The 23600-nt window shown below is 41.7% G+C and carries 22 protein-coding genes; 9 read left to right on the forward strand and 13 right to left on the reverse strand.

All coding sequences use genetic code 11. From position 1 onward, the window contains the following. Positions 1-88: 88 nt before the first annotated feature. Together deoC and V7K61_RS03555 are read right to left on the reverse strand one after the other, a co-directional pair. Positions 89-769, reverse strand: coding sequence for a deoxyribose-phosphate aldolase (gene deoC, locus V7K61_RS03550; RefSeq protein WP_335050970.1), 681 nt, complete (start codon positions 767-769; stop codon positions 89-91). A 170-nt stretch (positions 770-939) separates the two neighbouring features. Next, positions 940-2115 (reverse strand): DNA cytosine methyltransferase, encoded by a 1176-nt coding sequence (locus V7K61_RS03555; RefSeq protein WP_335050972.1) that lies wholly within the window; start codon positions 2113-2115, stop codon positions 940-942. Positions 2116-2489: 374 nt separating this feature from the next. Between V7K61_RS03555 and V7K61_RS03560 the strand changes: the two genes are divergently transcribed. Next, complete coding sequence (locus V7K61_RS03560) at positions 2490-3764, forward strand: glycosyltransferase family 4 protein (RefSeq protein ID WP_335050974.1); 1275 nt, start codon at positions 2490-2492, stop codon at positions 3762-3764. Positions 3765-4127: 363 nt separating this feature from the next. Here V7K61_RS03560 and V7K61_RS03565 read toward each other — a convergent pair whose 3' ends face one another. Continuing rightward, positions 4128-4259, reverse strand: a complete 132-nt coding sequence (locus V7K61_RS03565) for a hypothetical protein (RefSeq protein WP_335050976.1) — start codon at positions 4257-4259, stop codon at positions 4128-4130. 94 nt (positions 4260-4353) lie between these two features. On the opposite strand from V7K61_RS03565, the gene rsfS reads away from it, so the two are divergent. The 5 genes from rsfS (at position 4354) to V7K61_RS03590 (ending at position 8778) form a co-directional block, all read left to right on the forward strand. Beyond that, positions 4354-4812, forward strand: coding sequence for a ribosome silencing factor (gene rsfS / locus V7K61_RS03570; RefSeq protein ID WP_094349127.1), 459 nt, complete (start codon positions 4354-4356; stop codon positions 4810-4812). Then, the gene (locus V7K61_RS03575) at positions 4809-5309 is read left to right on the forward strand and encodes a CGLD27 family protein (protein WP_335050978.1); all 501 of its coding nucleotides are present in this window, start codon (positions 4809-4811) and stop codon (positions 5307-5309) included. Before rsfS ends, V7K61_RS03575 begins: the two co-directional genes overlap by 4 nt. Before the next feature lie 94 nt (positions 5310-5403). Continuing rightward, positions 5404-6357 (forward strand): asparaginase, encoded by a 954-nt coding sequence (locus tag V7K61_RS03580; RefSeq protein ID WP_335050980.1) that lies wholly within the window; start codon positions 5404-5406, stop codon positions 6355-6357. Positions 6358-6795: 438 nt separating this feature from the next. Next, the gene (locus V7K61_RS03585) at positions 6796-7278 is read left to right on the forward strand and encodes a group I intron-associated PD-(D/E)XK endonuclease (protein WP_335050982.1); all 483 of its coding nucleotides are present in this window, start codon (positions 6796-6798) and stop codon (positions 7276-7278) included. Positions 7279-7320: 42 nt separating this feature from the next. Continuing rightward, a complete protein-coding gene (locus V7K61_RS03590) occupies positions 7321-8778 on the forward strand; it encodes a YcjF family protein (RefSeq protein WP_335050984.1) in 1458 nt (485 codons plus the stop codon). A gap of 303 nt (positions 8779-9081) precedes the next feature. On the opposite strand, the gene V7K61_RS03595 is transcribed toward V7K61_RS03590, so the two are convergent. Beyond that, a complete protein-coding gene (locus V7K61_RS03595) occupies positions 9082-10131 on the reverse strand; it encodes a sugar transferase (RefSeq protein WP_335050986.1) in 1050 nt (349 codons plus the stop codon). A gap of 198 nt (positions 10132-10329) precedes the next feature. Between V7K61_RS03595 and V7K61_RS03600 the strand changes: the two genes are divergently transcribed. Next, positions 10330-11127 carry a 7-carboxy-7-deazaguanine synthase QueE gene (locus V7K61_RS03600; protein ID WP_335050988.1) on the forward strand — a complete coding sequence of 266 codons (798 nt, stop codon included), beginning with the start codon at positions 10330-10332 and terminating at the stop codon, positions 11125-11127. Positions 11128-11406: 279 nt separating this feature from the next. Here the strand turns inward: V7K61_RS03600 and V7K61_RS03605 are convergent, their stop codons facing one another. Beyond that, the gene (locus V7K61_RS03605) at positions 11407-12051 is read right to left on the reverse strand and encodes a DUF3318 domain-containing protein (RefSeq protein ID WP_292729213.1); all 645 of its coding nucleotides are present in this window, start codon (positions 12049-12051) and stop codon (positions 11407-11409) included. A gap of 77 nt (positions 12052-12128) precedes the next feature. After that, positions 12129-12686 (reverse strand): hypothetical protein, encoded by a 558-nt coding sequence (locus tag V7K61_RS03610; protein WP_292774879.1) that lies wholly within the window; start codon positions 12684-12686, stop codon positions 12129-12131. Between the two features lie 687 nt (positions 12687-13373). Here V7K61_RS03610 and V7K61_RS03615 point away from each other — a divergent pair. Then, a complete protein-coding gene (locus V7K61_RS03615; RefSeq protein ID WP_335050991.1) occupies positions 13374-14252 on the forward strand; it encodes a LysR family transcriptional regulator in 879 nt (292 codons plus the stop codon). Between the two features lie 131 nt (positions 14253-14383). Here the strand turns inward: V7K61_RS03615 and V7K61_RS03620 are convergent, their stop codons facing one another. From V7K61_RS03620 to V7K61_RS03645, 6 genes are all read right to left on the reverse strand, one after another. Continuing rightward, complete coding sequence (locus tag V7K61_RS03620) at positions 14384-15115, reverse strand: HEPN domain-containing protein (protein ID WP_335050993.1); 732 nt, start codon at positions 15113-15115, stop codon at positions 14384-14386. Next, positions 15099-16160 (reverse strand): ParA family protein, encoded by a 1062-nt coding sequence (locus tag V7K61_RS03625; RefSeq protein WP_335050995.1) that lies wholly within the window; start codon positions 16158-16160, stop codon positions 15099-15101. The genes V7K61_RS03620 and V7K61_RS03625 overlap by 17 nt, the downstream gene beginning before the upstream one ends. Before the next feature lie 117 nt (positions 16161-16277). Next, entirely contained in the window at positions 16278-16895 is a 618-nt protein-coding gene (locus V7K61_RS03630; protein ID WP_335050997.1) for a Uma2 family endonuclease, read from the reverse strand. A 196-nt stretch (positions 16896-17091) separates the two neighbouring features. Beyond that, positions 17092-18900 carry an ABC transporter ATP-binding protein gene (locus tag V7K61_RS03635; protein WP_335051111.1) on the reverse strand — a complete coding sequence of 603 codons (1809 nt, stop codon included), beginning with the start codon at positions 18898-18900 and terminating at the stop codon, positions 17092-17094. A 191-nt stretch (positions 18901-19091) separates the two neighbouring features. Continuing rightward, on the reverse strand, positions 19092-20222 hold the full coding sequence (locus tag V7K61_RS03640) for an aldo/keto reductase (RefSeq protein ID WP_335050999.1): 1131 nt from the start codon (positions 20220-20222) through the stop codon (positions 19092-19094). 153 nt (positions 20223-20375) lie between these two features. After that, positions 20376-20873 carry a bifunctional nuclease family protein gene (locus V7K61_RS03645; protein ID WP_094349146.1) on the reverse strand — a complete coding sequence of 166 codons (498 nt, stop codon included), beginning with the start codon at positions 20871-20873 and terminating at the stop codon, positions 20376-20378. A 340-nt stretch (positions 20874-21213) separates the two neighbouring features. Here V7K61_RS03645 and V7K61_RS03650 point away from each other — a divergent pair, with 340 nt between their 5' ends. Then, positions 21214-21894 (forward strand): riboflavin synthase, encoded by a 681-nt coding sequence (locus V7K61_RS03650; protein ID WP_335051001.1) that lies wholly within the window; start codon positions 21214-21216, stop codon positions 21892-21894. A gap of 100 nt (positions 21895-21994) precedes the next feature. On the opposite strand, the gene V7K61_RS03655 is transcribed toward V7K61_RS03650, so the two are convergent. Then, a complete protein-coding gene (locus V7K61_RS03655) occupies positions 21995-23596 on the reverse strand; it encodes a M23 family metallopeptidase (protein WP_335051003.1) in 1602 nt (533 codons plus the stop codon). Positions 23597-23600 lie beyond the last annotated feature (4 nt).

A 23600-nucleotide genomic window follows, 5' to 3' on the forward strand; every position in this document is an offset into this window, starting at 1 on the left:
TAGTCATTAGTCATTAGTCATTGGTCATCAGCTTAGGACAAATGACATAGACGCCCTTTGGCGGCTTCCCGTAGGGTAGGACAAATAACTATTCACCCTTTCCCAGGTTATCGCGCTGACGGAGCAAATCCATACCGCGAGATGTGCCTAATCTAGTAGCACCCGCTACGATTAAGTCTAGGGCTTGATTGATAGTCTGGATACCACCTGAAGCCTTAATTCCCACCCTTTCTTTTGCCAATTCCTGCAAAAGTCGCACATCTGCCACTGTTGCACCACCATTCCAACCTGTACTAGTTTTTAAGAATGCTGCTCCCGCCTCCATAGCGATTTCAGCAGCTATTTTTTTCTCTGCATCTGTCAACAGGTTAGTTTCCAAAATCACCTTGACTGTTTGCCCAGTTTCTTCACAAATTTCGGCTATCTCTCGGTGGACTTCTTCAGTTTTGCCAGCTTTTAACCAGCCCAAGTTCATAACCACATCCAACTCAGTGGCCCCACTATCCGCCGCTTCTTGAGCTTCATACAGTTTCACGGCTGAAGTCGTTGCACCAGAAGGAAAACCAATCACCGTACAAACTTTCGGGTTTTTACCGTGGAGGAGTTCGACTGCTTGCTTAACATTAGCGGGGAACAGACAAACCGCCGCAAAGTTGAATCTATATGCTTCTTCACACCATTGCTCAACCTGCTCTGGAGTAGCTGTTGGCGTTAACAGGGAGTGATCGATAAATGGCGCAATATCAATGTCTGGATAGTCTGCTGCCATCGTGTCTTCTGCCAGTGATTGATTATTAAACTTTATAAAAAATTAAAACATTTCTTATATATATATTAAACCACATTTATTACGAGTTTATCCTGAAAACAAGCTGCTGAATTGTCTTGAATATCAGCTTTACAGATATCCCAGAATTACTGTAAGTATTTAAGTTGACGTTAAGTGGTAGTAATGTTATGAATGTCAACAGTATTTTTCACACTGGTTTCTAAGAAGTTAATAATAGTTTGAGCTAATGCCTTTGATGCTAAGTATGGAACACCATTACCAATAGTTTTAAACATATTTGTGAGCGACATATTCTCTGGAAGTATAAAATTTGCAGGCAAAGATTGGATAGCTAAAGCTTCTGCTACAGAAATCCGCCGGACTTTGTAAGGATGTAAATGTACTTCATTATTTCCATAGCAAGCTGTTGGAGAGTAACGCCATCTATGTAGACGTTTGAAAGACTTCCTGGAATTATCTCCTTCTTGAACAGCAGCAAATTTTGTCATACCTGCCCTTGGTTGAAAATAGTGTTCAGCATTGGGGTGATTAAGAACGTTATTTTTTCTAAACCAGTATTCAACTGTCAGTTCTTCAGGTATGCCATCAGGACAAGGTGTGAGAGAATTTTCTTTGAATGGTTCACACTTACGCCAAGGATAAGCGAAAACATTTTCTTGAGGATATAAAATAGAATTATTCCAAGGGAAAGTTTCTTCAGAAAGTAATTTTTTATCAAATGCGATTTTCATTTCCTGAAGAAAACTATTTTTGAAGCCAATTAAGATAATTCTGTCTCTATCCTGGGGTACGCCGTATTCAATAGCATTAATTAACCGCTCTGTTAATATATAGCCTGCTGCTTGTAATTGTTGCTTGAGCGATTCAAAAAATAAACGGTGTTTTGCCGTTTTCCATAAACCCTTAACATTCTCAAATAAGAAAAAATCAGGAAGATTGCGGCAAATTAATTCAACATAAGAAGCGGAAAGCTTACCATTATCTCCTAAACGTCCTCTATTTTTTCCACCAATAGAAAAATCAGGACAGGGAGGCCCGCCGATGAAACCAATTATATGATGAGATTTGCGGCAGTCTTTGACTAATTCTTGAAGGTGTTGTGCTGCTTTTTCGGTAATAAGATTTGTTACATCTCCTGCTTCATCATGATGATATCCATATTCAGGCGATCGCATTTTCAAAACTTCCCGTGAATGGCGATAGGCGGCGATGAATGGGGCGAAGATTTCATTGACATAAACAATATTAAAACCGCTGGTTTCAAAACCTAAATCTAGGAAACCCGATCCAGCAAAAAAAGAGAAAATACAAGGGCGATCGCTCATTGAATTACTAGTACGATCAAAAAATCTTATTAATATTCAGATTCTATGAAAATGGGTTATGTGCGTAACTTATAGAGAGAGTTAATACTAACTATCCCAATTTGGTTTTAAGAGTTGGTAAAACCTAATATACTTAGAGCTTCTACGTAAGTACCAATCAAAAAATAACAATTGAAAAACTGTTTAAATAGTAAAAAAAATTTATAGTTCCCCTAAGTATTACATCTCAAAGTTTACTCAATCTTTAAGGAAAACACCTGACAGAAAAACAGTCTGGAGTCACAATTAGATATAGGGTTTTCCAAGCCCAAATGATATTTCAGACAAATATTTGTCACTAAATAAAAAACCGGGGTACTTCGGACTAAATTTTTATGCGGATTTTAATTTACTCCTACAACTACTATCCAGAACCGATTGGTATTGCCCCACTAATGACTGAATTAGCAGAGGGACTAGTGAAACGTGGGCATGAAGTGCGTGTAGTCACCGCTATGCCCAATTACCCTGAGCGGCAAATTTACCAGGAATATCGGGGTAAATGGTATGTCAACGAATACAAAAATGGCGTTCAAATTCAGCGCAGTTATGTTTGGATTCGTCCACAACCCAACCTATTAGATCGGGTGTTATTAGATGCTAGTTTCGTCGTCACTAGCTTTGTACCCGCTCTTATCGGTTGGCGCCCAGATGTGATTCTCTCAACATCGCCATCCTTGCCAAGCTGTGTACCAGTTGCTCTTTTAGGATGGTTACGTGCTTGTCCTGTGATTTTAAATCTACAAGATATATTACCAGAAGCAGCCGTCCATGTCGGTCTACTGAAAAATAAATTACTTATCCGATTGTTTACATTATTGGAAAAATTTGCATATAGCAGTGCCAGTAAAATTAGCGTCATCGCCGATGGGTTTGTGGACAATTTGCGAGCTAAGGGCGTAGAAGCTGAGAAAATTGTGCAAATTCCCAACTGGGTTGATGTAAATTTTATCCGCCCTTTGCCTAAAGAGGATAACCCTTTCCGCACAGCACATAATCTGAATGGCAAATTTGTAGTACTTTATTCTGGTAACATCGCCTTAACTCAAGGTTTAGAAAGCGTCGTCAAAGCTGCTTCTGTATTGCGCCATATCCCAGAGATTGTCTTTGTCATCGTTGGAGAGGCAAAAGGTTTACAGCGATTGCAACAGGAATGTCTAGACTGCGGCGCAGATAATGTGTTGTTACTACCATTTCAACCCCGCAAAGATTTACCACAGATGTTAGCAGCTGCGGATGTTGGTTTAGTGGTGCAAAAGAAAAATGTTGTATCCTTCAATATGCCGTCAAAAATTCAAGTGCTACTTGCTAGTGGAGGGGCCTTAGTTGCCTCTGTCCCCGACAATGGTACGGCAGCAAGAGCCATTAGGCAAAGTGGCGGTGGAGTTATCGTTCCTCCAGAAGATCCCCAAGCTTTAGCGATGACAATTTTAGATTTGTACCAAAACCCCGAAAAAGTCAAAACTCTGGGTTACAAAAGTCGCCAATATGCCGTTGAGCAATATGCTTTTGAGCAAGCTTTAAATCAGTATGAGTCCTTATGTGACTCATTGACAGCAGAACGTAGAACAATTCATTCTAGAGGCATAGTTACGAAACAAGAAGTTTAATCTTTGCAGCAAAGTTATTATGCCCTCATGTCTAAGTATTATGAGATTTTGAGGGTAGCTAATTTTACTATTAAAAATATAGAGATATACAAGCAGGTTGTCAGTTGGATTGTTGAACTAAAAATCTCACGGCTTCACTTCATTCAATCCGTAGGTTATTATTTATAAAGTATATATTAATACTTATTGCTGCGCGTATATAATAAAGCGCACTTTTGCTAGACCAGTCATTAGTATGCTGTGTTGTATCATAATTTTTGGTAGACAGTATAAAGCGTAAATGTGTAGTTACCTGAAAATTCCTAGCTTTACATTACATATTATGCTGTTTGATGAATCTGCAATTATTTTCGCTGTCAATTCCTACTGGAAAGCTATTGGTTGATTCATCGCTGCACAATAACCATCAGCTTTTAAGCTGTTGCGGATATCGAAATCTAAACAGCCAATGATCAAACTAATCTCATAGACACCTGTTTTTTTGTTAGTATTCAAAAAAACCTATTGACACATTTGTCAGATCAATTGTTCGTTGTTTGTAAGTAAATGTCAACAATTGTTTCAAAAGGAAGAAAGCACCTGAGGTTTAATGACTGATTATTTCCAAGGAAATTTCCCATTGCAATCTGTCCCACTGACGAAGAGTGCGGTAATAAGCCACGGCCAAACCGAAGAGGCGAGCGAAAAATTAGCTGCAACGATCGCTGTTGCGGCCTCAGACCGCAAAGCAGGTGAGATTTTATTGCTCAAAGTAGCAGAGGTATCTTACCTGGCTGATTACTTTGTGATGATGACTGGCTATTCTAGGGCACAGGTCAGGGCGATCGCTCAAGCAATTGAAGGAAAAGTCGAAACTGAGTTGCAACGCCGTCCCTTAAGGACAGAAGGAAAAGTTGAGGGGAGTTGGGTACTACAAGACTACGGTGATGTGATCGTTCATATCATGATGCCCAAGGAACGGGAGTTTTATAATTTAGAAGCGTTCTGGATTCATGCAGAACGTATTTCCCTTCCAGAATCTGATGAAGGTGAGGGTAAGCCAACATGATTAGGTCTTCGGTTTCTAATTGCCCAGTTCCTACAGACCAACAACCACTCAATGAGTATGAAGAGTTAAAAACTTCCTGGCTGTTTCGTGATACCACTTTAGATTTGCGCGAGTATATCACGAAACTTTCTTGGATTTGGGGTTTATCTTGGTTTTTTGCAGGGCCAATAGCTGCGGCAAGTTTTCCCCCTCACAAGTATATTGCACATTTTATTCTCTGTGGTGCAGCCGGAGCGAGTGTCGGGTTAGTACTGGTACTGGTAAGGTTGTACTTAGGTTGGTTCTACGTGTGCGATCGCCTTTGTAGTCCCACAGTATTTTATGAAGAGTCCGGCTGGTACGATGGTCAAACTTGGACTAAACCAGAGGAAGTTCTCAACCGCGATCGCTTAATTGTCGCATACGAAATTAAACCCATTCTGCGGCGGTTACAATTTACCTTTGCTGGCTTGGCGGGAATGTACGTTACTGGTACTATAGTTTGGCATTTGTTTTAAAAAGTTAGGAGTTAGGAGTTAGGAGTGATTAGTTAATAATTCATAACTCTTAACTCCTAACTCCTAACTAAAAAAAGGTAATAAATATAAACCCATGACAATGGGAAAACGAACTCAAGCCGCAGCACTGGAAGTCCGGTTGCTGCGGGAAGGTATTATTGAATCCAGGCATATAGTTCAAGCTGTTGTCTGCGACGAACGAGGACGGGTTCTAACCGTTGCCGGAAATTCTGAAACTGCTGCATTTATCCGTTCAGCCCTCAAACCATTTCAGGCACTCGCTGTCACCACCACAGGTACACTAGAACGCTATCAACTCAGCGATCGCGACTTAGCAATTATCACAAGTTCCCATAAAGGAAGAATAGATCAAGTCCGACAGGTATTTAACATCCTTTGGCGGGCGGATCTTGACCCAACTATACTCCAGTGTCCAATTCCTGAAGGAAAGCGGAGTGCTTTAGAATACAATTGCTCTGGAAAACACGCGGGAATGTTAGCTGTTTGTCAGCAACGCCATTGGCCCTTGAATAACTATTTGGATCGCAAGCATCCAATACAGCAGTTAATTTTGGGCAAAGTCGCAGAGTTGCTGCGGATGCCAGCAGCAGAATTTATCAGCGCTCATGATGACTGTGGCGCACCAACTTATCTGATGCAACTCGGTCACATGGCATCTTTGTATGCACTGCTAGCATCTAGTACCAACTTGGATATGGAGCGGATTGTCCGTGCGATGACTCATCACCCCGCGATGGTCGCAGGAGATGGGGAATTTGATACGGAACTGATGCGCTTAACTCCAGGAGAACTAGTCAGCAAAACTGGTGCTGAAGGAGTGCAGTGCATTGGTAGACTCGGTGAAGGCTTAGGATTGGCAATCAAAGTTATGGATGGGGCGAAACGCGCAAAATACGCCGTGGCTATTCACTTACTCCAGCAAATGGGGTGGATTAGTCCCAGCGCCGCCGAAAGCCTCTCAGAAAAGTTTGTCACCTTGGGAAAATACAAGCGTTTAGAAGTAATTGGAGAATTATCGTTTTTGTAGTTGCCAAACTCTTGACTATAGGTTATTATAAATAAGTCGAGAGCAACGCGGGATAGAGCAGCCTGGTAGCTCGTCGGGCTCAACGGGCAAAGTTAACTACACGCTTATTAGTTAGGTTTGCTATGGGCGGCACATAAAGAAACTTATGTGCGTTTATCTGTCAAACTCGGGGAAGCCAATAGCGTGGTAATCCCGAACCAAGCTCCAGAAATGGAGAAGGTGTAGAGACTGGAAGGCAGACACCCTAACGATAACGCCGAGGGTGAAGGGACAGTCCAGACCACAAACCAGTAAATCTGGGCAACGAAAGTTGTAGTTGGTAAGCATAACCCGAAGGTCAGTGGTTCAAATCCACTTCCCGCCACCAAATTAAAACAAAACCCCGGAATTTGAAAAGATTCCGGGGTTTTGTTTTATTTAATTATTTTTATTTTGCAGATGGACACAAAGCTTAGAGGAGACATAGCTGAACAAGCTGCTGTTCTTCATGCCTTAAAGCGTGGTTGGGGAGTTTTGAAACCTTTTGGCGATCGGCTACCTTACGATCTAGCATTTGATGTAGAGGGAACTCTAATTAAAATCCAAGTCAAATATGCTTGGTTTGATGAGCCTTCAGGCAATTATGTTGTAGATAACCGCCGTACTAAAACCAATCGGCGGCTGATGCTTCGAGAAGCATATAAGCTATCAGACTTTGATTTTGCTTTAGTTTATATAGAAAATCTTGACCTATTTTATATCTTCCCAATAGACATATTCATTGGCTACGGTAGCGAAATACACCTTGTTGAAGCTGAGAAAAGACAGCGTAAACCGCGTTCGGCACAATATAGGAATGCTTGGGAGTTAATTTTACAGGCATCTGTAGGTAAAGAAAGTTGTGTTCGATCGCCTGTTAAATTCCCAGAAGCAGAATTTTAATCTATTCTGGAAGAAATAGCCATCTAAAAGGCGCGGAGAATCATGGTTGTGAAGTTGCAGCGACCAATTTTAGTGGGAGGATTGGGACTTTCCTTTTCCCTGTGGATGTTGGACAGTTGGCACGATTCTATAGTGCAGGTGGGTGAGTTTGGTTTGTTGAGTGCCTTAGCTGTAGGTGGTGGTTTGTGGTTATTCCAGCAAAAACGCCCCAAAAACAGTTTAGAACAGCTAGATGGGATGGTAGTGGATCGAGCGACTGTGGAAAGTGCGATCGCTAAAACTGAAACTGTAATTAACCAACTGGCACAAGAATCAGAAAACCATCCAGCCTTAGAGACACTCAGAGAACAAATTGCCCAATTGTTGTTGGAATTAGACAGACAACAAATTAAAGTAGCTGTGACTGGCGGGAAATCCGTGGGTAAAAGCACTTTAATTCAAGTGCTAGAGCAAAATCTAGAGACACAAAATGTCGTGTCTTTACAAGAGACAGCACCTTTATTTAGGGAAGTGGGTGAAAATTCAGATGCGGCTATTTTGGCAGAAGTAGCAAAATCTGATTTTGTGCTATTTCTGACAAACGGAGATTTGACAGATTCCGAATTTCAAATCTTACAGCAGCTAAAGGCAGCAAATCAGCCTAATATGCTGGTTTTCAACAAACAAGACCAGTATTTAACCGATGAAAGTGCCAACATCTTGCTGTCTTTGAAACAGCGGATGCAGGGAAATGTAGTTGCAACTGCGGCCTCTCCCATTGCCATCAAAGTCCGAAAGCATGAGGCTGATGGTTCTGTGCAAGAGTGGATGGAGCAACCAGCAGCAGATATCCAGCAGTTAACGCAGCAATTGGGTGAAGTTTTAGCACAGCAAAGACAACGGCTAGTTTGGGTGACAACCATGAGGAAAGCCGGATTGTTGAAAGCTGAGGCGAAAAATTGGCTGAATGGAACCAGACGCGATCGCGCCACTCCAATTATTGAACAATATCAGTGGATAGCTGCTGCTGCTGCCTTTGCTAACCCAGTACCAGCCTTTGATATCCTAGCAACTGCGGCAATTAATGCTCAAATGGTAATGGATTTAGGTAACATCTATCAGCAAAAATTTTCCCTAGAACAAGCACAAACCGTAGCTGGAACAATGGGAAGTTTGATGCTGAAATTGGGTTTAGTTGAACTTTCTACAAAGGCTATTAGTACTGTTCTGAAAAGTAATGCCGTTACCTTTGTTGCTGGTGGCGTAGTGCAGGGAGTAAGTGCAGCTTATCTAACTAGAGTGGCAGGGTTAAGTCTAGTTGAGTATTTCCAACAGCAGGAAATAGCCATAGATTCTGGAACTGGTTTGAATTTGGAGAATTTGCGGCAAACATTGCAAAAGGTATTTCAGCAAAATCAGCAGATTGGTTTTTTGCAGGGATTTGTTAAGCAAGGTATGAAGCGTTTATTGCCAGAGGTGCAGCCGATTGAAGTGGTTAGTGTTCAGAAGGCAATGGGATAATCTCACACACAGGATTACCAAATTTTAGATTTTTAATTTTGGATTTTGGATTGAATGATTCAAAATCCAAAATTTTTTCAAACCCTGATTTTAATAGAGGATAAAAATACATAAACATCTTTGTTTTAATAAAAAGGATTGATCCGTGGGTTCAGTCTAAAATCTCAAAACCAAAATTGGCTGACACTTGCGTGGTGTTATAAGTGAACCTAAAATTTACCCAAGCCCATAATAGGCTTGGGCGTATTTAAGAATATCGTGAGAGTTGCGAGTTCTCAAAAAATTGTGAATAAGGATAATTAGCTAAACAGCACCACTGTTTCTATTAAACAGAATAGCTATAGTTTTGAAAATTAGCTTTAAATCGTACAGTAAACTCCAATTTTTTTGATACTGCAAATCCAGACGAATTACATCTTCAAAACTACGGACTGTAGAACGTCCATTTACTTGCCATTCGCCAGTCATACCGGGTTTTACATCTAAACGTTGCCACTCAGGTACTTCATAGCGTTCTACTTCATCGGGTGTAGGTGGTCGAGTGCCTACTAAACTCATTTCTCCTTTGAGGACGTTCCAAAATTGGGGTAATTCATCAAGACTAGTTCGCCGTAACAAGCGCCCTACCTTAGTAATTCTGGGGTCATTTTCATTCTTGAAAAAAGCACCTTGCACTTGGTTTTTGACTTGGGATTTCTTTGCTTCTGCATCCACACACATAGAGCGGAATTTCCAAATCTTAAAGTGTTTCCCCATCCAACCACAACGAATTTGACTAAAGAAAATGGGGCCGGGATCGTTAATTTGAATAGCGATCGCAATTGGAATAAACAAAATTCCTGTAATTAATAAACCAATCACTGACCCAATAATATCTAAGAACCGTTTCATCCAAGATGCCATAGAAGGATGAGTAGTGGGTAACTGCTCTACTTTACGGGAAGTTGTCTTCCGATTATCTACTATGTCATTTTGTTCTATTAACGACCCATCCTCCACAAGCTCTAAAGGAAAAACCTGATCCAACCCTGTGAGTTTTAGAACTGCCATGACTTGAGGTGTTACATTCCGCAGTGTTAATGTAATATCCTTAGCCTGAGCATATTTAAAATTACTTACCAGGGCACCTAAACCACTACTATCGATAAAAGTAGTTTGGTGAAAATCAATGATGATTTGCTTGGGATGTGAATTGGGCCCAATTAAGCCTTGGCAGGTTTGCTTAAAGCCTAAAGCCTCCAGCACGCTCAACCGCGTCGGCACCTGCACTATAGCAATGTCGTTTAGGGAATTAACTGGAAAATCGACCTCTGTCGGTTGGCTAGTCATGAAGCTCTGCACTTTCGTTGCCATGTATAATGTAATATGCCAAACATTAGTTTGTCCTACAAAATTACTTAACCTAATATCGAAATTAGTGGTAATCAGGACTAACTGCTATTTACCGAGGCTGAGATTGGAGATCGCTAGCGACGATTCACAATAGAACAAGAAGCCAAAAAACATCCTTGCTGTTGTGCCGACGCAGCGCGATCGCGTTGCTCTCATCAAATGATTTCTAAAAATACGGTTACACCTACCGCACGCCTGATTGAGGTCTTTTCTGCCATTCAAGGGGAAGGACTGAATGTAGGGACACGTCAGATATTTATTCGTTTTGCTTTGTGTGATTTGCGCTGTCACTTTTGTGATAGTGCCCACACTTGGAGTGCACCTACAACTTGTCGGATAGAGCGATCGCCTGGATTGCGCGACTTTGAAATTCACTCTAACCCTGTCCCATTACCCATATTACTCGAATGGGTGGAACAGCAAAATCTGCCTTGTCTACACGATAGCATTAGCTTAACTGGCGGCGAACCACTTCTTCATGCCTCATTTTTAACGCAGTTTCTACCCCAAGTGCGAGCCATCACTGGTCTCCCTATATACTTAGAAACCGGCGGACATCGCCCAGAACAACTAGCAATGATTATCCCATACTTAGACTCTGTAGGTATGGATTTAAAATTGCCCAGTGTTAGCGGCGAAAGTCATTGGCAAGAACATAGTAAATTTCTCCAGTTATGTTATGACTCATATTTAAATGTTTTTGTCAAGATAATTGTGTCTCAAAACACAGATCCCGCCGAGTTGGAACGTTCAGCTTCGTTGGTGGCAGAGGTTAGTCCAGATATCTCAGTATTTTTACAACCTGTTACGCCTTTGGCAGTATCAGAACAATTTTCTCCAGTACCTGTACTTGCGCCTTCCAGCGATCAAGTTTTGACGTGGCAAGCTTTGATGAAGAGGTTTGTCAAGCACGTGCGCGTGATTCCCCAGACGCATAAAATGCTGAACCAGTTGTAAAATTTGAGTTTGATAAAGATGTAGTCAAGAAAAAAGTAAGATTTTATGAAATGGTAATTGGGCTGTTGCTGCTAATTAGGGAGGCAGGAGCCTCCTCAATAGGAAGTCTAATTAGCTAAATCAAAAGACCACTAAGAGGTTTTATTACGTAAAACCTTCACTTTCCAACTTAGAGAGAAACTAAAATTAAAGTTCAAGACAGGGAGAAGTTCGTCAAACCCACCTTGATTTAGGTGTTTCGAGGGGTGGGCAATACCCACCCAACCTAATTTCTAGTTTCTATAACGCCCCCTCATCTGGAGCTTTGGATTTAGCTTTTGCCTTATTGGCACTGCGTTTGAGGGCAGAGAGTCTTGCTTCGTATCTCGATCGTTGACGCTTACTAGGAGTATTATCAATCAGGGTTTTCAAGGCGCTACCGAGACTCTTGTAGGCATTGGGGAGGCTATAACCAAAACGAGTTGCTAAAGCGATCGCTTTCTCATCAGCATTGAGCAATTCTCTTAGTTGCTTTTCCCCATTATTCTTTTGGTACAGTCGCCAGCCTGACACGCCACAAAGCGACAAAGCTAACACCAGCAGCAATCCATCTTGTACCCACAATTCTCCTACAGCACCACCTAAACCGATGGCTAGTGCTGCCATTTCCCAACCATCTTTAGGAATTGTGTCATTTTGAACGCGAGCAACCTCATGCCAGAACAGCAGATTACGCTGATCCATTGCGAGGGCATCCCATTTCACCAAATCAATTTGAATTTCTACCTGGTCTTTACCAATTTCTTCGCAGCGAACCAGGGGTGGATTGACCTCAGTTGTGCCTTCAACCGTGACCCAGCTTTGCAGTTCTGGTGGTAGTAAAGCTTTCAACCGCCGGAGTTCGCTCATTTCCGCTTTGGCAGAGGAGGTTGCATAGGATGTCATAATATCCAGCCCCAGAAAATTTCAGTATATAGTGAGGGTATCACTTTGGAGTATAGCTATTTAAGTGATGATCCGTCTCACTCACTAGGAAAACTTCCTCGCTTTTTTCGCGCTTCCATTGCTTTTTCTAGTAAATCTAACAATCCTGGTGCTTCTTCTTGGATACTGAGTAATAGTCTTTCCCCAAGTTCTATATTCCCCGGATCGAGACCTGTTGCCATCACTTCTGTCAAGCGAGGTATTGCTATGCCATCCACAATCTGAATTAATCCACTCAGACAACGGTGAAATTGTTTTTCTGTGAGAATCGAGTCTTCTAAAGGAAACTCAATAATGGCACGAATTTCACCATCGGATGGGTCATACTCCCATTGCAACATTTTGGTTTCCCAGGAAATGGCAAGCATTGTCTGGAGGATAGCTGCCTTGTGAGGATGGTCTTGGATTCCTCCCAGAACTTGAGGGGCAAATACCCGAAAAAATTTTCCTTCTTCATCCAGTTGGACAACTATTAGGAAATCTTCTAGATTATCAGCCTCCACACCTGTTATAATTCGGTCTTCCTCATCATCAAAACGGTAGTCCCAACCAAGGTTGTCTAAATAGTTGGCAATCTGTTTGAGGTTAGCTCCCATAAAAGCCTCATAAGGAACGTGGAGCAGTTGTTACCAGACCTAGTTTAACCTGCTAGGGGTAATTGTTTGGGTTGGTGTGGATACTTCTAATCCCATAGAAGTATGCAATTAAGGTATTGGTTATAGGGCATGGGGCATTGAAGATCAGAAAAATAGATGATTATTCGGCGCTATGAATAATATTTTTTGAAACACTCTTGCTCATTATTAAAGAAGCGATAATTACTATTTTTAAAATCTTAGCTGGTAAAGCATATAGCACTAAATCGCTTAAAATTTAATATTATTTTATAGTTTGAATTAATCTCTTGGTAGATCAAGTCTGGTGGCAGGATTTGTAATCAAACTTGAACGCTGAAGCCAAGTTTAAATAATTTCTACATAGCATCTGAGGCTTTTATAAAAATACGTAAAAACTTCAATAGCTGCTTCTAAAAACTAATAAATATAGCATATAGACTGATACAGTTTTATATTACAAGCAACAATTTTTTTCACGGGATGATTCTAGTGAGCAATACATTTTTGATTGTCGAGTATCAATGAAATTTATACGTAAATCAGCATTAATCATAGCGATCGCACCTCTAGTTTTTGTTACAAATTATCTAAAATATTTGCGCTACCTTGCGCCTCTCTGCGTTTATATATTTATAAAAAATTGAAACATTATAAAATGTAAAAGAAATGGAATTGCGACACTTGCGCTACTTTATTGCTGTCGCTGAAGAACTGCACTTCAGTAGAGCCGCCGAGCGACTGCACATCGCTCAACCGCCCTTAAGCCAGCAAATTCAGCAATTAGAGGCGCAATTGGGGGTAGAACTGTTTTACCGCAAAACCAAACGACAGGTGCAACTAACAGAAGCAGGGCAAGTTTTTTTGCAAGAAGCCTATCAGCTTTTAGCTCAACTCCAAAAAGCAATTGAGCTAACCCAAAAAACGGGAAGAGGTGAAAAGGGGCAATTACGAATTGGGTTTACCAGTTTGGTAACTTACGATTTGCTTCCTGTGATTTTGCGGCGGTTTAGAGAACAGTTTCCAGAAGTAGAGTTGGTATTGCAGGAATTAACCACAACTCAGCAGGAGCAAGCGCTACAGGATCGCCGCATCCATGTAGGTTTTGCCCATCCACCCTTAGAAGACAACACACTCAATCAAGAATGCATTCAGCAAGAAGCTTTAATTGTGGCTATGTTGGAAACTCATTCTTTAGCTGAACAAGAAAAGATTTCAGTGCGATCGCTAGTAAACGAAAACTTTATCATGTTCCCTCGCCATTTGGGGCCAGGACTTTACGATCAAATCGTAAGTCTTTGTCAGCAAGGAGACTTCAGCCCAAAAGTGACTCAAGAAGCGATTCAGATGCAGACGATTATCGGATTGGTTTCAGCGGGAATGGGGATTGCGATCGCACCGTCTTCATTGCAAAATCTTCAGAGAACTGGTGTAGTTTATCGTACTCTGGAAGAGAAAACACCATTAGTAGAAACGGCTATAGTGTGGCGGGAAGAAGATATGACACCTGTACTAAGGGAATTTCTACAAGTTGTCAGGAGTAGTTAACTAGCACCATAGTGATTTTATCTAAGTTGGTGGGAAATGGGGCGATCGCAGTCTTGATCGTTCCACAACCATGTCCTGCATATCTTGCTTAATTAGTTAGTTAACAATATCTACTATTAATCTACCCAAAGCTACAAAATTTGATGAATACTCTCAACAAGCTGCTCAATAAAATCAACTGTATCACCAACCATTGATTCGTCTATATACCAGCGATTACCTATGTTGAGGGTAGGATCTATATCTGCTTCATGAGCAATTTTGTTTCTGCGATCCACAATTAAGGTAAGTTGTTGCTTAATATCTTCAGGAGGTTTACTCATTTTCCTAGCAACCTCATTCCACAATTGTTTATCCGAAATTTGCCTAATTGCATCAGCTATTTTCTCAGGCTGCTGAAAGCTTTTATAACTTAAACCTTTTCTAATCTCATCTTCTAACCATGAAGTATTATTTAATCTATTCAAAATACTATTTGATATAGCTGGAATTAAACCAGAAATAGTATGAGACTGCTGTAAAAAGTTAGCTCCATAAACCTGCTGAATGTCACTCTCTATCCAAGAGGCGATATCTATGGCTATTCTTCTATCCTCACGAGCGCTTCCTAAGGAAACTTGAAAACGGGAAAAGGCTGAAGATGCTGGTTCAGCACGTTGTCCTCGATGAATTTCCAGCATACCCAACGTGACAACCTCATGGATATAATAATCCAAGGCACTAACAGTTAGAACTAGGGCAGCTCGTAAAATGTCTGAAAGATCCAGGGCAGCAGTAGCTTGAGCCTTAACAGAAGTATGAAGAGCAATCAGATCCCGAACACGCTGAATACTAATGCGAAATTGGTCAAGCGCTGATTGCATAACTGGATGATAGTGCAATAATTTTATCTGCTAAGTCAGAAAAAGTTTTTTTAAACTCCTCTTGCTTTGCCTGATTATTATCTAACACCTTGCCTTTTTGATTTAACTGTTCCGGTGTTAGCGCATAAACAGGTGTACTGTGTTCCTGTGATAGAGCAATTAAACTGTTAAAGTTAGAAATTTTTGTCAGGGTAAAATTACTATTAATCTCCTGGTTGGTATAGATATTATTAGGCAATAGGAGATTATTATCACGTAAAATTGGAACTAGTTGAGAAGCAACTCTTCGCTCAATTTTTTCTATCCATGATTGAAATGCTGCTGTTTCTTTACCCCTAATAATTCTATAGTTTTGAACTATAGTTCCTAAAAATTTCAAGTTAAATTCTGGGAATGGATAAGTGGCTTCCTTTAATATGGGGTTTACGCTTGCCATCCTTGCCCAAGCACACCATTTTGATAAAATTCTAGATAGAGAATCAATTGCCATGACAGAGAAAAAATCAGCCGTTGTAGGCACTAAGAAAAAGTCACTTGTCATCAGTAAATTCTGATTTATTGCTCCTAAACTCGGACTCATATCAATCAGAATATAGTCAGCATTAAATTTATTAGCAGTTTTTTCTAAAAGATCAGAAATAGCACCTGGCAAGTTTTTGAGTGTTTGAATTGATCCACTGAGTTCCTGCGCGATACCTAATGTTACTTCGTATTCAGCAAAGCCTACATGACCAGGTAATAAAAATAAACCTTCTTGTCCTTGTATCGGAATACAATCTACAGCTTCAATAGCCCGTGGCTGTGACTCAAAAGCAGGAGCCAAGCCAGTTTTTATATTTGAATGTGTGTTGTAGATGTTTTCTATCCTTGCCTCGTCATCTTCAGTTTCTTCTTTTAGAGCTATTCCTGTTAGATTACATTGAGGATCAGTATCTACAAGGATAACTCTCTTACCCTTTGAAGCAAGCATCCAACCTAAGTTAAAAGTCGTTGTAGTCTTACTGACACCACCTTTGTGATTGAACAAGGCAATTTTGTGAACCATCTTAGTTTGCTTTTGATACTTCTAAAATCTTTTGAATACAGGTATAATTTTAGAACCTATATGACTTAAATATAGCTTCTAAAAAGCTTACATAACAGCAAGTTTTTTAACGCGCCCTTACCCCAATTCCTCAACATCAGCACTTTCCCCTTCAAACTCAACAGGCTCAAACTTCACCTTGTTGTATAAATCCTGTAAGGAAATTTCAAATGGTACGGTTACAAGTGCGATCGCTTCATCTTCTTCATCATATTCACGAAGCGTCCATTGCTTTTTCCCGGTTTTGGAAAATTGATCTACATGAATTCGTGTTTGGTCAATTAATAGATATTCTTGGAAAGTGGAAATAGTTCGGTAAGCCTGAAATTTATCTTCGCGATCGTAGTTTTTAGTAGATTTAGACAAAACCTCAACAATAACTTGGGGATTTGTAATAATATCTGTACGGTTATTGAAAAATTCTGGTTCACCGGCTATTAGTATCACATCTGGATACGTGTAGATACGCTTTTGGTGTATCCACAGACGCATATCGCTATTAAACACTTCGTATTCTTCTTGTCTGAACGCGAAGTTTAACACAGCATAGAAATTACCAGCTATACGATTGTGATTTATTGTTCCACCCGCCGTAGGAATTATTTGCCCGTCAATGTATTCACTTTTGTACTCAGCAGCTTCTTCTAGCTCTAAATATTCCTCTGGGGTATAGTATCGCTGTTTTGTTATTTGCATAATTTTATCGGGTAGCAATGTTTAACGATACGGATTGTCTAGTGACCCATATTTACTGAACAGTTTAACGTGGTTAGATAGAGATGTTATGTGCTTTGTACATAAGTGTACGTAGGCACAGCCCGCACTTCGACAAAGCTCAGTGACCACCGTAGGCATCGCTATCTCAATTTACAAAGATTGCTAGCTTCTTTTCCTATTGATAACCAGCGGCTTGTAAGAGAAACAACTTGGCATAACGTCCTCCTAGCTGTAACAACTCTTCGTGAGTTCCCTGTTCTATAACTTCCCCGTTTTCTATAACTAGGATTTTGTCAGCCATTCGTACTGTCGAGAAGCGATGGGAAATCAAAAGTACCATCTGATTTTGAGTAATAGCGCGAAAATGATTGAAAATCTCAAACTCAGCTTGGGCATCTATTGCCGATGTTGGTTCATCTAACACCAAGATATCTGCTTGCGATCGCATAAAAGCACGAGAAAGAGCAATCTTCTGCCACTGTCCTCCAGAAAGTTCTTGTCCTCCCTTAAACCAACGACCAAGTTGAGTCTGAAAGCTTTGAGGTAATTGGTCAATAAAAGATTGGGCCATGCCTTTTTCAGCAGCAGTTTTCCACTGTGTTTTGTTTTCAAGATGTTCTACATCGCCCACGCCAATATTCTCGCCCACAGTGAACTGGTAGCGGACAAAGTTCTGAAAAATCACACCAACGCGACGCCGCAACACATCCACATCCCATTCCTGCAAATCCAAGCCATCTAAGAAAATTTGCCCAGAATCTGGCGTGTAGAGTCGGGTCAGTAGTTTGATTAAAGTAGTCTTACCGGAACCGTTTTCACCCACAATTGCCAGTTTCTCTCTGGGTTTGAGATGCAGCGAAATGTTTCTCAAGGCTGGCTTGGAACTTCCCGGATAAGTAAATGAGACATTCTCAAAACGGATACCATCTTGGGGATTTAAACCAATAGTTGCCTTACCCCAAGATTTTGGTACTTCTTCTTCCAGAAAATCGTAGAGATTTGATAGATATAGGTTGTCCTCATACATCCCTCCAATAGAAGTGAGGGCATTGGAGAAAGTTGATTGTCCTTGGCGAAACACAGTGAGATACATTGTCATATCTCCCAAGGAAATCTTACCTTGTACTGTTTCTAGTACAATCCAAGCATAAGCTAGGTAAAAAGCACCAGTACTGACTAAACCCAGGAGATAGCCCCACAATCCTCGCCGCAGAGTTAAATCGCGGTCTTCGCCATAGAGTTGTTCAAATAGGCTGCGGTAACGTCCTAGCAGCATCTCTCCCAACTGATAGAGTTTGACTTCTGTGACAAAATCTTCTCTTGCTAGCAGATTTTCTAAGTAGTGCTGTTGACGAGTTTCTGCCGCCCGCCAACTAAATAGGCGAAAGCCTTCTCCAGCAAACTTAGTTTCCGCAATAAATACAGGCATAGCTGCCAAAATCAGCACCACCACCGCCCAAACTGAGAAATTTACCAGCAAAATACCGTAGGTAATCAGGGAAAGGGCATTTTGCACCAACCCAAAGGTGCGGTTTACTAACGAAAGAGGACGAACCGATGCTTCTCGTCGGGCATTGGTCAATTTGTCATAAAATTCTGAGTCTTCAAATTGCCTAAGATCCAGTGTCAGCGCCTTTTCTAAGATGAGTACATTTACTCGCTGACCCATTAGCGCCCGCAATAACGACTGACAAATGATGATTCCTCGCTGACTCCCTGCTAGTAAAATTACAGCGATCGCTTCTAATCCTACATAAAATAGTGAAGGATAAATATTTACAGAACCATTGCTTTGTGAGTTCACTTGAGATGCAAATACCACTGCATCAACAATTAATTTACTGATGTAGGATATCGCCGCCGGTAATAGACCAGCCACCAAAGTTAAACTAGCCAGAAAAATAGTAAGCGATCGGCTAGTAGTCCATACTAAGCTTACAGCCCGTCCACTGTAGCGGAAAACCGTCAGTGATTGGCGTAGGATATTTCTTTTTTTTTAATTTTCATCTTTTTTGGTGAGACACCCCAGCTTGAGCGGATCTTCCTGACTCTTTTAATCTTTATATAATTTTAACAATAAAGAACTCAGAACTCAGTACCTAGAATGACGAGTCTGCGACTGGGTGGTGAATACCATGCTGAAATTAACGGATATTCTGACTCCAGTTTACATTTTTATCCCCACAATCTCCGACCTGCTTTCCCACTTAATTTTTGGTGAGTATCTTTTAACAAAGCTGGGATATCTAACTTTTCTGGACAGCGAGGCAAACAGTCACCACATTCTGTACAACGGTTGCCTTTCATTCCAGGGAACCAGTGACCGGCATTTTCAAACATTCCGTAACGATATTGACCATAGTCTTTCATATCGTATGCCACGGCGAGATTACGTAAACGTAGTACCTCTGGAATATTGATATTTTCTGGACAGGGCAAACAAGCATAACACTGGCTACAATTATCAGTTTCCAAAGCAATTTTTTGGTGATTTTCTAACTGCCAGAAAGTGGAAATTTCTGCTGATGTTAACTCTCCATCATGGTCAGCAATTTGCAAAGGTTCTCTTAATTCACCTGGGTTTGCTGGCCCTATACTCAAAGTAGTAATACGGCGATCTGCAAGTAAAAATCGATAATTCAATTCTAAGGGTGAATACGGATAACACAGGTCTTTTAAGGTTTGAGGTGGCGTGTAGAGGCGTCCTCCCTTATCAGCAGGCGAAATAATGAAAATGCCCATATCCTTTTCGGCAGCTAGTTGAATCGCTGGTGCGTGCCGTTGAAAAAAATAGTAATAATGCAGATTGACAAATTCAAATAAATCTGTATTTATTGCTGCCTGAATTACCTCTAATGGCCCGTGGGTGGAAAAACCAACGTGTCGTACTCGGCCATCAGCAACAGCTTCTTCTACGGCTTGCATACAGCCATTTTTGGCTTGCACCCACTCCAAATGTTGCCAAGTGTTCAAACCATGAACCCCTAAGCAATCTAAATAATCTAGTTGTAATTGTTCTAGGGATTCGTCAATGTACCGACGCATGGTGTCAGCATCTGCTGTGGCTGAGATTTTAGTAGTGACATAAAGCTTCGTTCGGGGTACTGACAACCCAGCTTTTAGTGCCCTACCAAGATACTCCTCGCTTTTGCCGTAACCTCTGGCGGTTTCTAGATGATTAATTCCTAGCGCTAAGGCTTGTTCGATAGTCTGGTGAGCATTTTCAAAATCAGCCAAGTAGCGCATTGTTCCCAAGGAAAAAACCGAGAGGCGCAGATTCGTTTTTCCAAAGCGTCGGTATTGCATTTTTAACAAAGAGTTAGAAGTTAGGAGTTATAAGTTAGGAGTTGAAGGAAGTAAATCATAGCTCTTAACTCCTAACTTTTTTTGCTTACAAGTTAGGAGTTGAAGCAAAATAACTCATAACTCCTAACTCCTAACTCATAACTCATAACTTTCCTAGCTATCGCCATTACCAAAGCGCTTGATCAAATCTTCAGGACGGAGATTGGAAATAAATTCACGGAAGGCTTGCTGTTCGGCTTCATCTGCATCGCGATCAACAGGGATAGAAGCATCGGCAATGACTTCTTCCATTACCCAAATGGGAGTATTTGTACGGAGAGCAATAGCGATCGCATCGCTAGGACGCGCGTCAATTTCTTTTTTGACTTCGCCTTGCTGGACAATTAAAGCTGCATAAAATGTATCCTTTTGCAGGGAATGAATAATGACTTTTTCTAGAGTCATGTTCCAAGTCTCTAAAATATTCACAATCAGGTCGTGAGTTAAGGGTCTAGGAGGCTTCTGATTCTCCAGTGCGCCCATAATTGCCCTAGCCTGTTCCTGACCAATGTAAATTGGCAAAGCCCGCCGATCTGAAGAATCTTTCAAAAGGACGATCGGGCTGCGGGTTATGGCATCTAATGCTATGCCAGCGACTTTCATTTCAATCATTGCCTAAGCCTCTACAATGCTTTGAGAGCCTTTGATGGCGTGTAACAAATAACACCCCTTTTTAGGCGGTTTGGTGACAGTAATAAACATAAGCATTCGTTCTCTATAATTGCTTCTATTAAACTCCGAACTTGTGGTGAAAACCAGAGTAAGTCAAATTGGTCTTCTTAAAGAATAACCTTCTTAACCAAGTATGCCTTGTGAAGGATGCTAATGTGTTAATATTCCTATCCTAAAAAAAGTCAGAAAATATACTTGGATGTTCGAGATTTCTATGACAATTACCAATTGACTTCAGGCAAAATTAGGCAATAAATAGAGTTAGTTTGACAAAAAAGCCGTGTTTACAGGATTAATCCAAGCATTAGGAACGATGGAACCCTTAGGGGGCGATTCTTGGCAAATTACTTGTGCAAGCCAGTCGGGTGAAGTAATTATGCAAGATTTGGCTTATGGTGACAGTGTTGCTGTCGATGGTGTTTGCCTAACAGTAGAACAAGTTTTAAAAGACGGGTTTATTGCCACGGCTTCACCAGAAACTCTACGCCGCACGACGTTGGGAGGCGAGCAAACCCAACAGAGATATGTCAACTTAGAAGCGTCGCTCAAGGTAGGCAGCAAAGTTGGCGGTCATTTTGTGATGGGTCATGTAGACGGCATCGGTCGATTACTAGTGGCGGAACAAACCGCTACTTCTTGGGAAATGACCTTTATTGCTTCCGTTGCGATCGCACGGTACATTGTCCCCAAAGGTAGCATTGCCGTCAATGGCATCAGTCTCACAGTCGCCGCTTATGAGCCAGAACTTTCCCAATTCAAAGTAGCGGTAATTCCCCTGACATACAGCGAGACAAATCTTCGCTATTTGGTTGCTGGGAGTTTAGTGAATCTAGAAGGGGATATTCTCGGCAAATACGTCGAAAAATTCCTTTATTCTGGCAACCCCCACACCAGAGGCACTGATGACAATAGTATAGATGGCATTACACCCGCATTCCTAGCAGAACACGGGTATTTGTAACTAAAAAAGTTAGGAGTTAGGAGTTAGGAGTTTGGAGTTTGGAGTTTGGAGTTTGGAGTTTTAAATTCATAACTCTTCACTCTTCACTCCTAACTTTATTCTAGCTGCCTGGTTGCTGGCTTACCTGAGCGGTTTGCAAACCTCGCACTAACTGACTGAGGGCACTTTGTAATTCCACGCCTGGGTCAGAAGCAACCCACCCATCTTGTGTCAGGTGGCGAACTTCAAAGTGCAAGTGAGGGCCTGTGGAATTGCCAGTGCTGCCAACTCGCCCGATGATAGTTCCAGGTTGTACCCACTGACCGGGTTGAACGAGGATTTCTGACATGTGACCGTAGAGAGTTTGTTCAGCAGATTTGTGATTCAGGATTACGGTTAAACCATAACCACCCACCCAGTTAGCAGTTTCCACTTGACCCGCAGCAGCAGCCAAAACTGGTGTTCCCGTAGGCGCACCCAAGTCTGTACCAGCATGGAAGCGTTGATTACCTGTGATTGGATGAACTCGCCAACCAAACAAAGAAGTAATGGGAGCGGGAATAGACAAGGGATACATCATTCCCGTACCACTATATGCAACTCTCCCCATGTAGGGGATTTGTGGCAATACTGATGCTAGTGAGAAGTCGTAAGCTACGTTGCTAGGGCGGGGTGCAATGTTGCCATCTGCCATTGGTGGCGGTAAAGTCCCACCACTCGGTGCAATGGGAGTTGCACTAACTCTTGTGGGGCTGAATTCAGCGGGAGTCGGGATAAACCGATTCGAGCGAAATGCGCTCTTGGTGACACCGCTAGAACCACTTTGAGCAGCACGCCATCTGCTGGTGTTGCCAGTAGTTGCAATTTGCCGCACGGGTGGAACTACTGGTAATTGGGCGTTTTGACTTCTTCTGAGCCAATTAGGTGCTGGTTTCCCATTAGAATCAGCTACACTCCTTTGGGGTGCTTTGGCGCAAGCGCCGCCTAATACACTTTGCCCTGACGGCAAAATGGCTCGACAACCACTGGAGCGTTCTGTAACAATTACAGAGTTTGGTGCTTGATAAGTACCTGTTGCACCACTGTCATAACTATTAGGATCGATATAGGCGTTATTATAATCCTTCGTTTTCTCCGCCGTTGCACTGACAGGGCTGTTAGAGTTATTTGATGGTTGAGCAACTACTGGAAGTTTTTCAGGTGCATAGCGGACAGGGGTATTGGGTTTTTCCTGTCTCGCCCTTACAGGAGTAACCTGTGAGGCCTCTACTTTGGGCTTTGACTGTCTGATAATCACAACAGGTTCAGCTGCTTCGATTTTGGGTGTAGACTGCCTAACTGGCTCTTTTGATTGAGCAACCTCTGGCTTGCCTAGTCTCTGTCTGAGTCTGGCTCGCCGTTGGGAAAATTCCGGTTGCGCTTGAGCGGCTTCCGGCGACGCAACAGCCTGTTTTTTAACACTTCGACTTCTCTGCGAGACGCTGCGCGAACGCTCAGTGTTAACTGGATTTGTAACTGCTGTTGGTTGAGAACTTTCAACAGTGGGAACTATATTGTCTATTTGTGTTTCCGTTTGGGCAAACACGAAGCCACCGCTAAGGAGGCTAACGCTACTCAGCCAACAGAGGCTCTGGGCTGGTAGTGTTGAGGCAAAACGTTTTTTTGTTAGACCTTGCTGCCATAAATGCAAACGATGATGGGCAGAATTATTGCGCTGCGTCATTTGT

It is taken from the genome of Nostoc sp. (assembly GCF_036918015.1).
In the GTDB taxonomy this organism is placed as follows: Bacteria; Cyanobacteriota; Cyanobacteriia; order Cyanobacteriales; family Nostocaceae; genus Nostoc.

Coding starts and splice junctions, on each gene's coding strand:
- V7K61_RS03655 (WP_335051003.1), bottom strand. CDS start 23,596: ATGACGCAGCGCAATAATTCTGCCCATCATCGTTTGCATTTATGGCAG.
- V7K61_RS03600 (WP_335050988.1), top strand. CDS start 10,330: ATGATTTCTAAAAATACGGTTACACCTACCGCACGCCTGATTGAGGTC.
- V7K61_RS03555 (WP_335050972.1), bottom strand. CDS start 2,115: ATGAGCGATCGCCCTTGTATTTTCTCTTTTTTTGCTGGATCGGGTTTC.
- V7K61_RS03590 (WP_335050984.1), top strand. CDS start 7,321: ATGGTTGTGAAGTTGCAGCGACCAATTTTAGTGGGAGGATTGGGACTT.
- V7K61_RS03585 (WP_335050982.1), top strand. CDS start 6,796: ATGGACACAAAGCTTAGAGGAGACATAGCTGAACAAGCTGCTGTTCTT.
- V7K61_RS03645 (WP_094349146.1), bottom strand. CDS start 20,873: ATGATTGAAATGAAAGTCGCTGGCATAGCATTAGATGCCATAACCCGC.
- V7K61_RS03610 (WP_292774879.1), bottom strand. CDS start 12,686: ATGGGAGCTAACCTCAAACAGATTGCCAACTATTTAGACAACCTTGGT.
- V7K61_RS03625 (WP_335050995.1), bottom strand. CDS start 16,160: ATGGTTCACAAAATTGCCTTGTTCAATCACAAAGGTGGTGTCAGTAAG.
- V7K61_RS03615 (WP_335050991.1), top strand. CDS start 13,374: ATGGAATTGCGACACTTGCGCTACTTTATTGCTGTCGCTGAAGAACTG.
- V7K61_RS03640 (WP_335050999.1), bottom strand. CDS start 20,222: ATGCAATACCGACGCTTTGGAAAAACGAATCTGCGCCTCTCGGTTTTT.
- rsfS (WP_094349127.1), top strand. CDS start 4,354: ATGACTGATTATTTCCAAGGAAATTTCCCATTGCAATCTGTCCCACTG.
- V7K61_RS03595 (WP_335050986.1), bottom strand. CDS start 10,131: ATGGCAACGAAAGTGCAGAGCTTCATGACTAGCCAACCGACAGAGGTC.
- V7K61_RS03575 (WP_335050978.1), top strand. CDS start 4,809: ATGATTAGGTCTTCGGTTTCTAATTGCCCAGTTCCTACAGACCAACAA.
- V7K61_RS03630 (WP_335050997.1), bottom strand. CDS start 16,895: ATGCAAATAACAAAACAGCGATACTATACCCCAGAGGAATATTTAGAG.
- V7K61_RS03560 (WP_335050974.1), top strand. CDS start 2,490: ATGCGGATTTTAATTTACTCCTACAACTACTATCCAGAACCGATTGGT.
- V7K61_RS03605 (WP_292729213.1), bottom strand. CDS start 12,051: ATGACATCCTATGCAACCTCCTCTGCCAAAGCGGAAATGAGCGAACTC.
- V7K61_RS03580 (WP_335050980.1), top strand. CDS start 5,404: ATGACAATGGGAAAACGAACTCAAGCCGCAGCACTGGAAGTCCGGTTG.
- V7K61_RS03620 (WP_335050993.1), bottom strand. CDS start 15,115: ATGCAATCAGCGCTTGACCAATTTCGCATTAGTATTCAGCGTGTTCGG.
- deoC (WP_335050970.1), bottom strand. CDS start 769: ATGGCAGCAGACTATCCAGACATTGATATTGCGCCATTTATCGATCAC.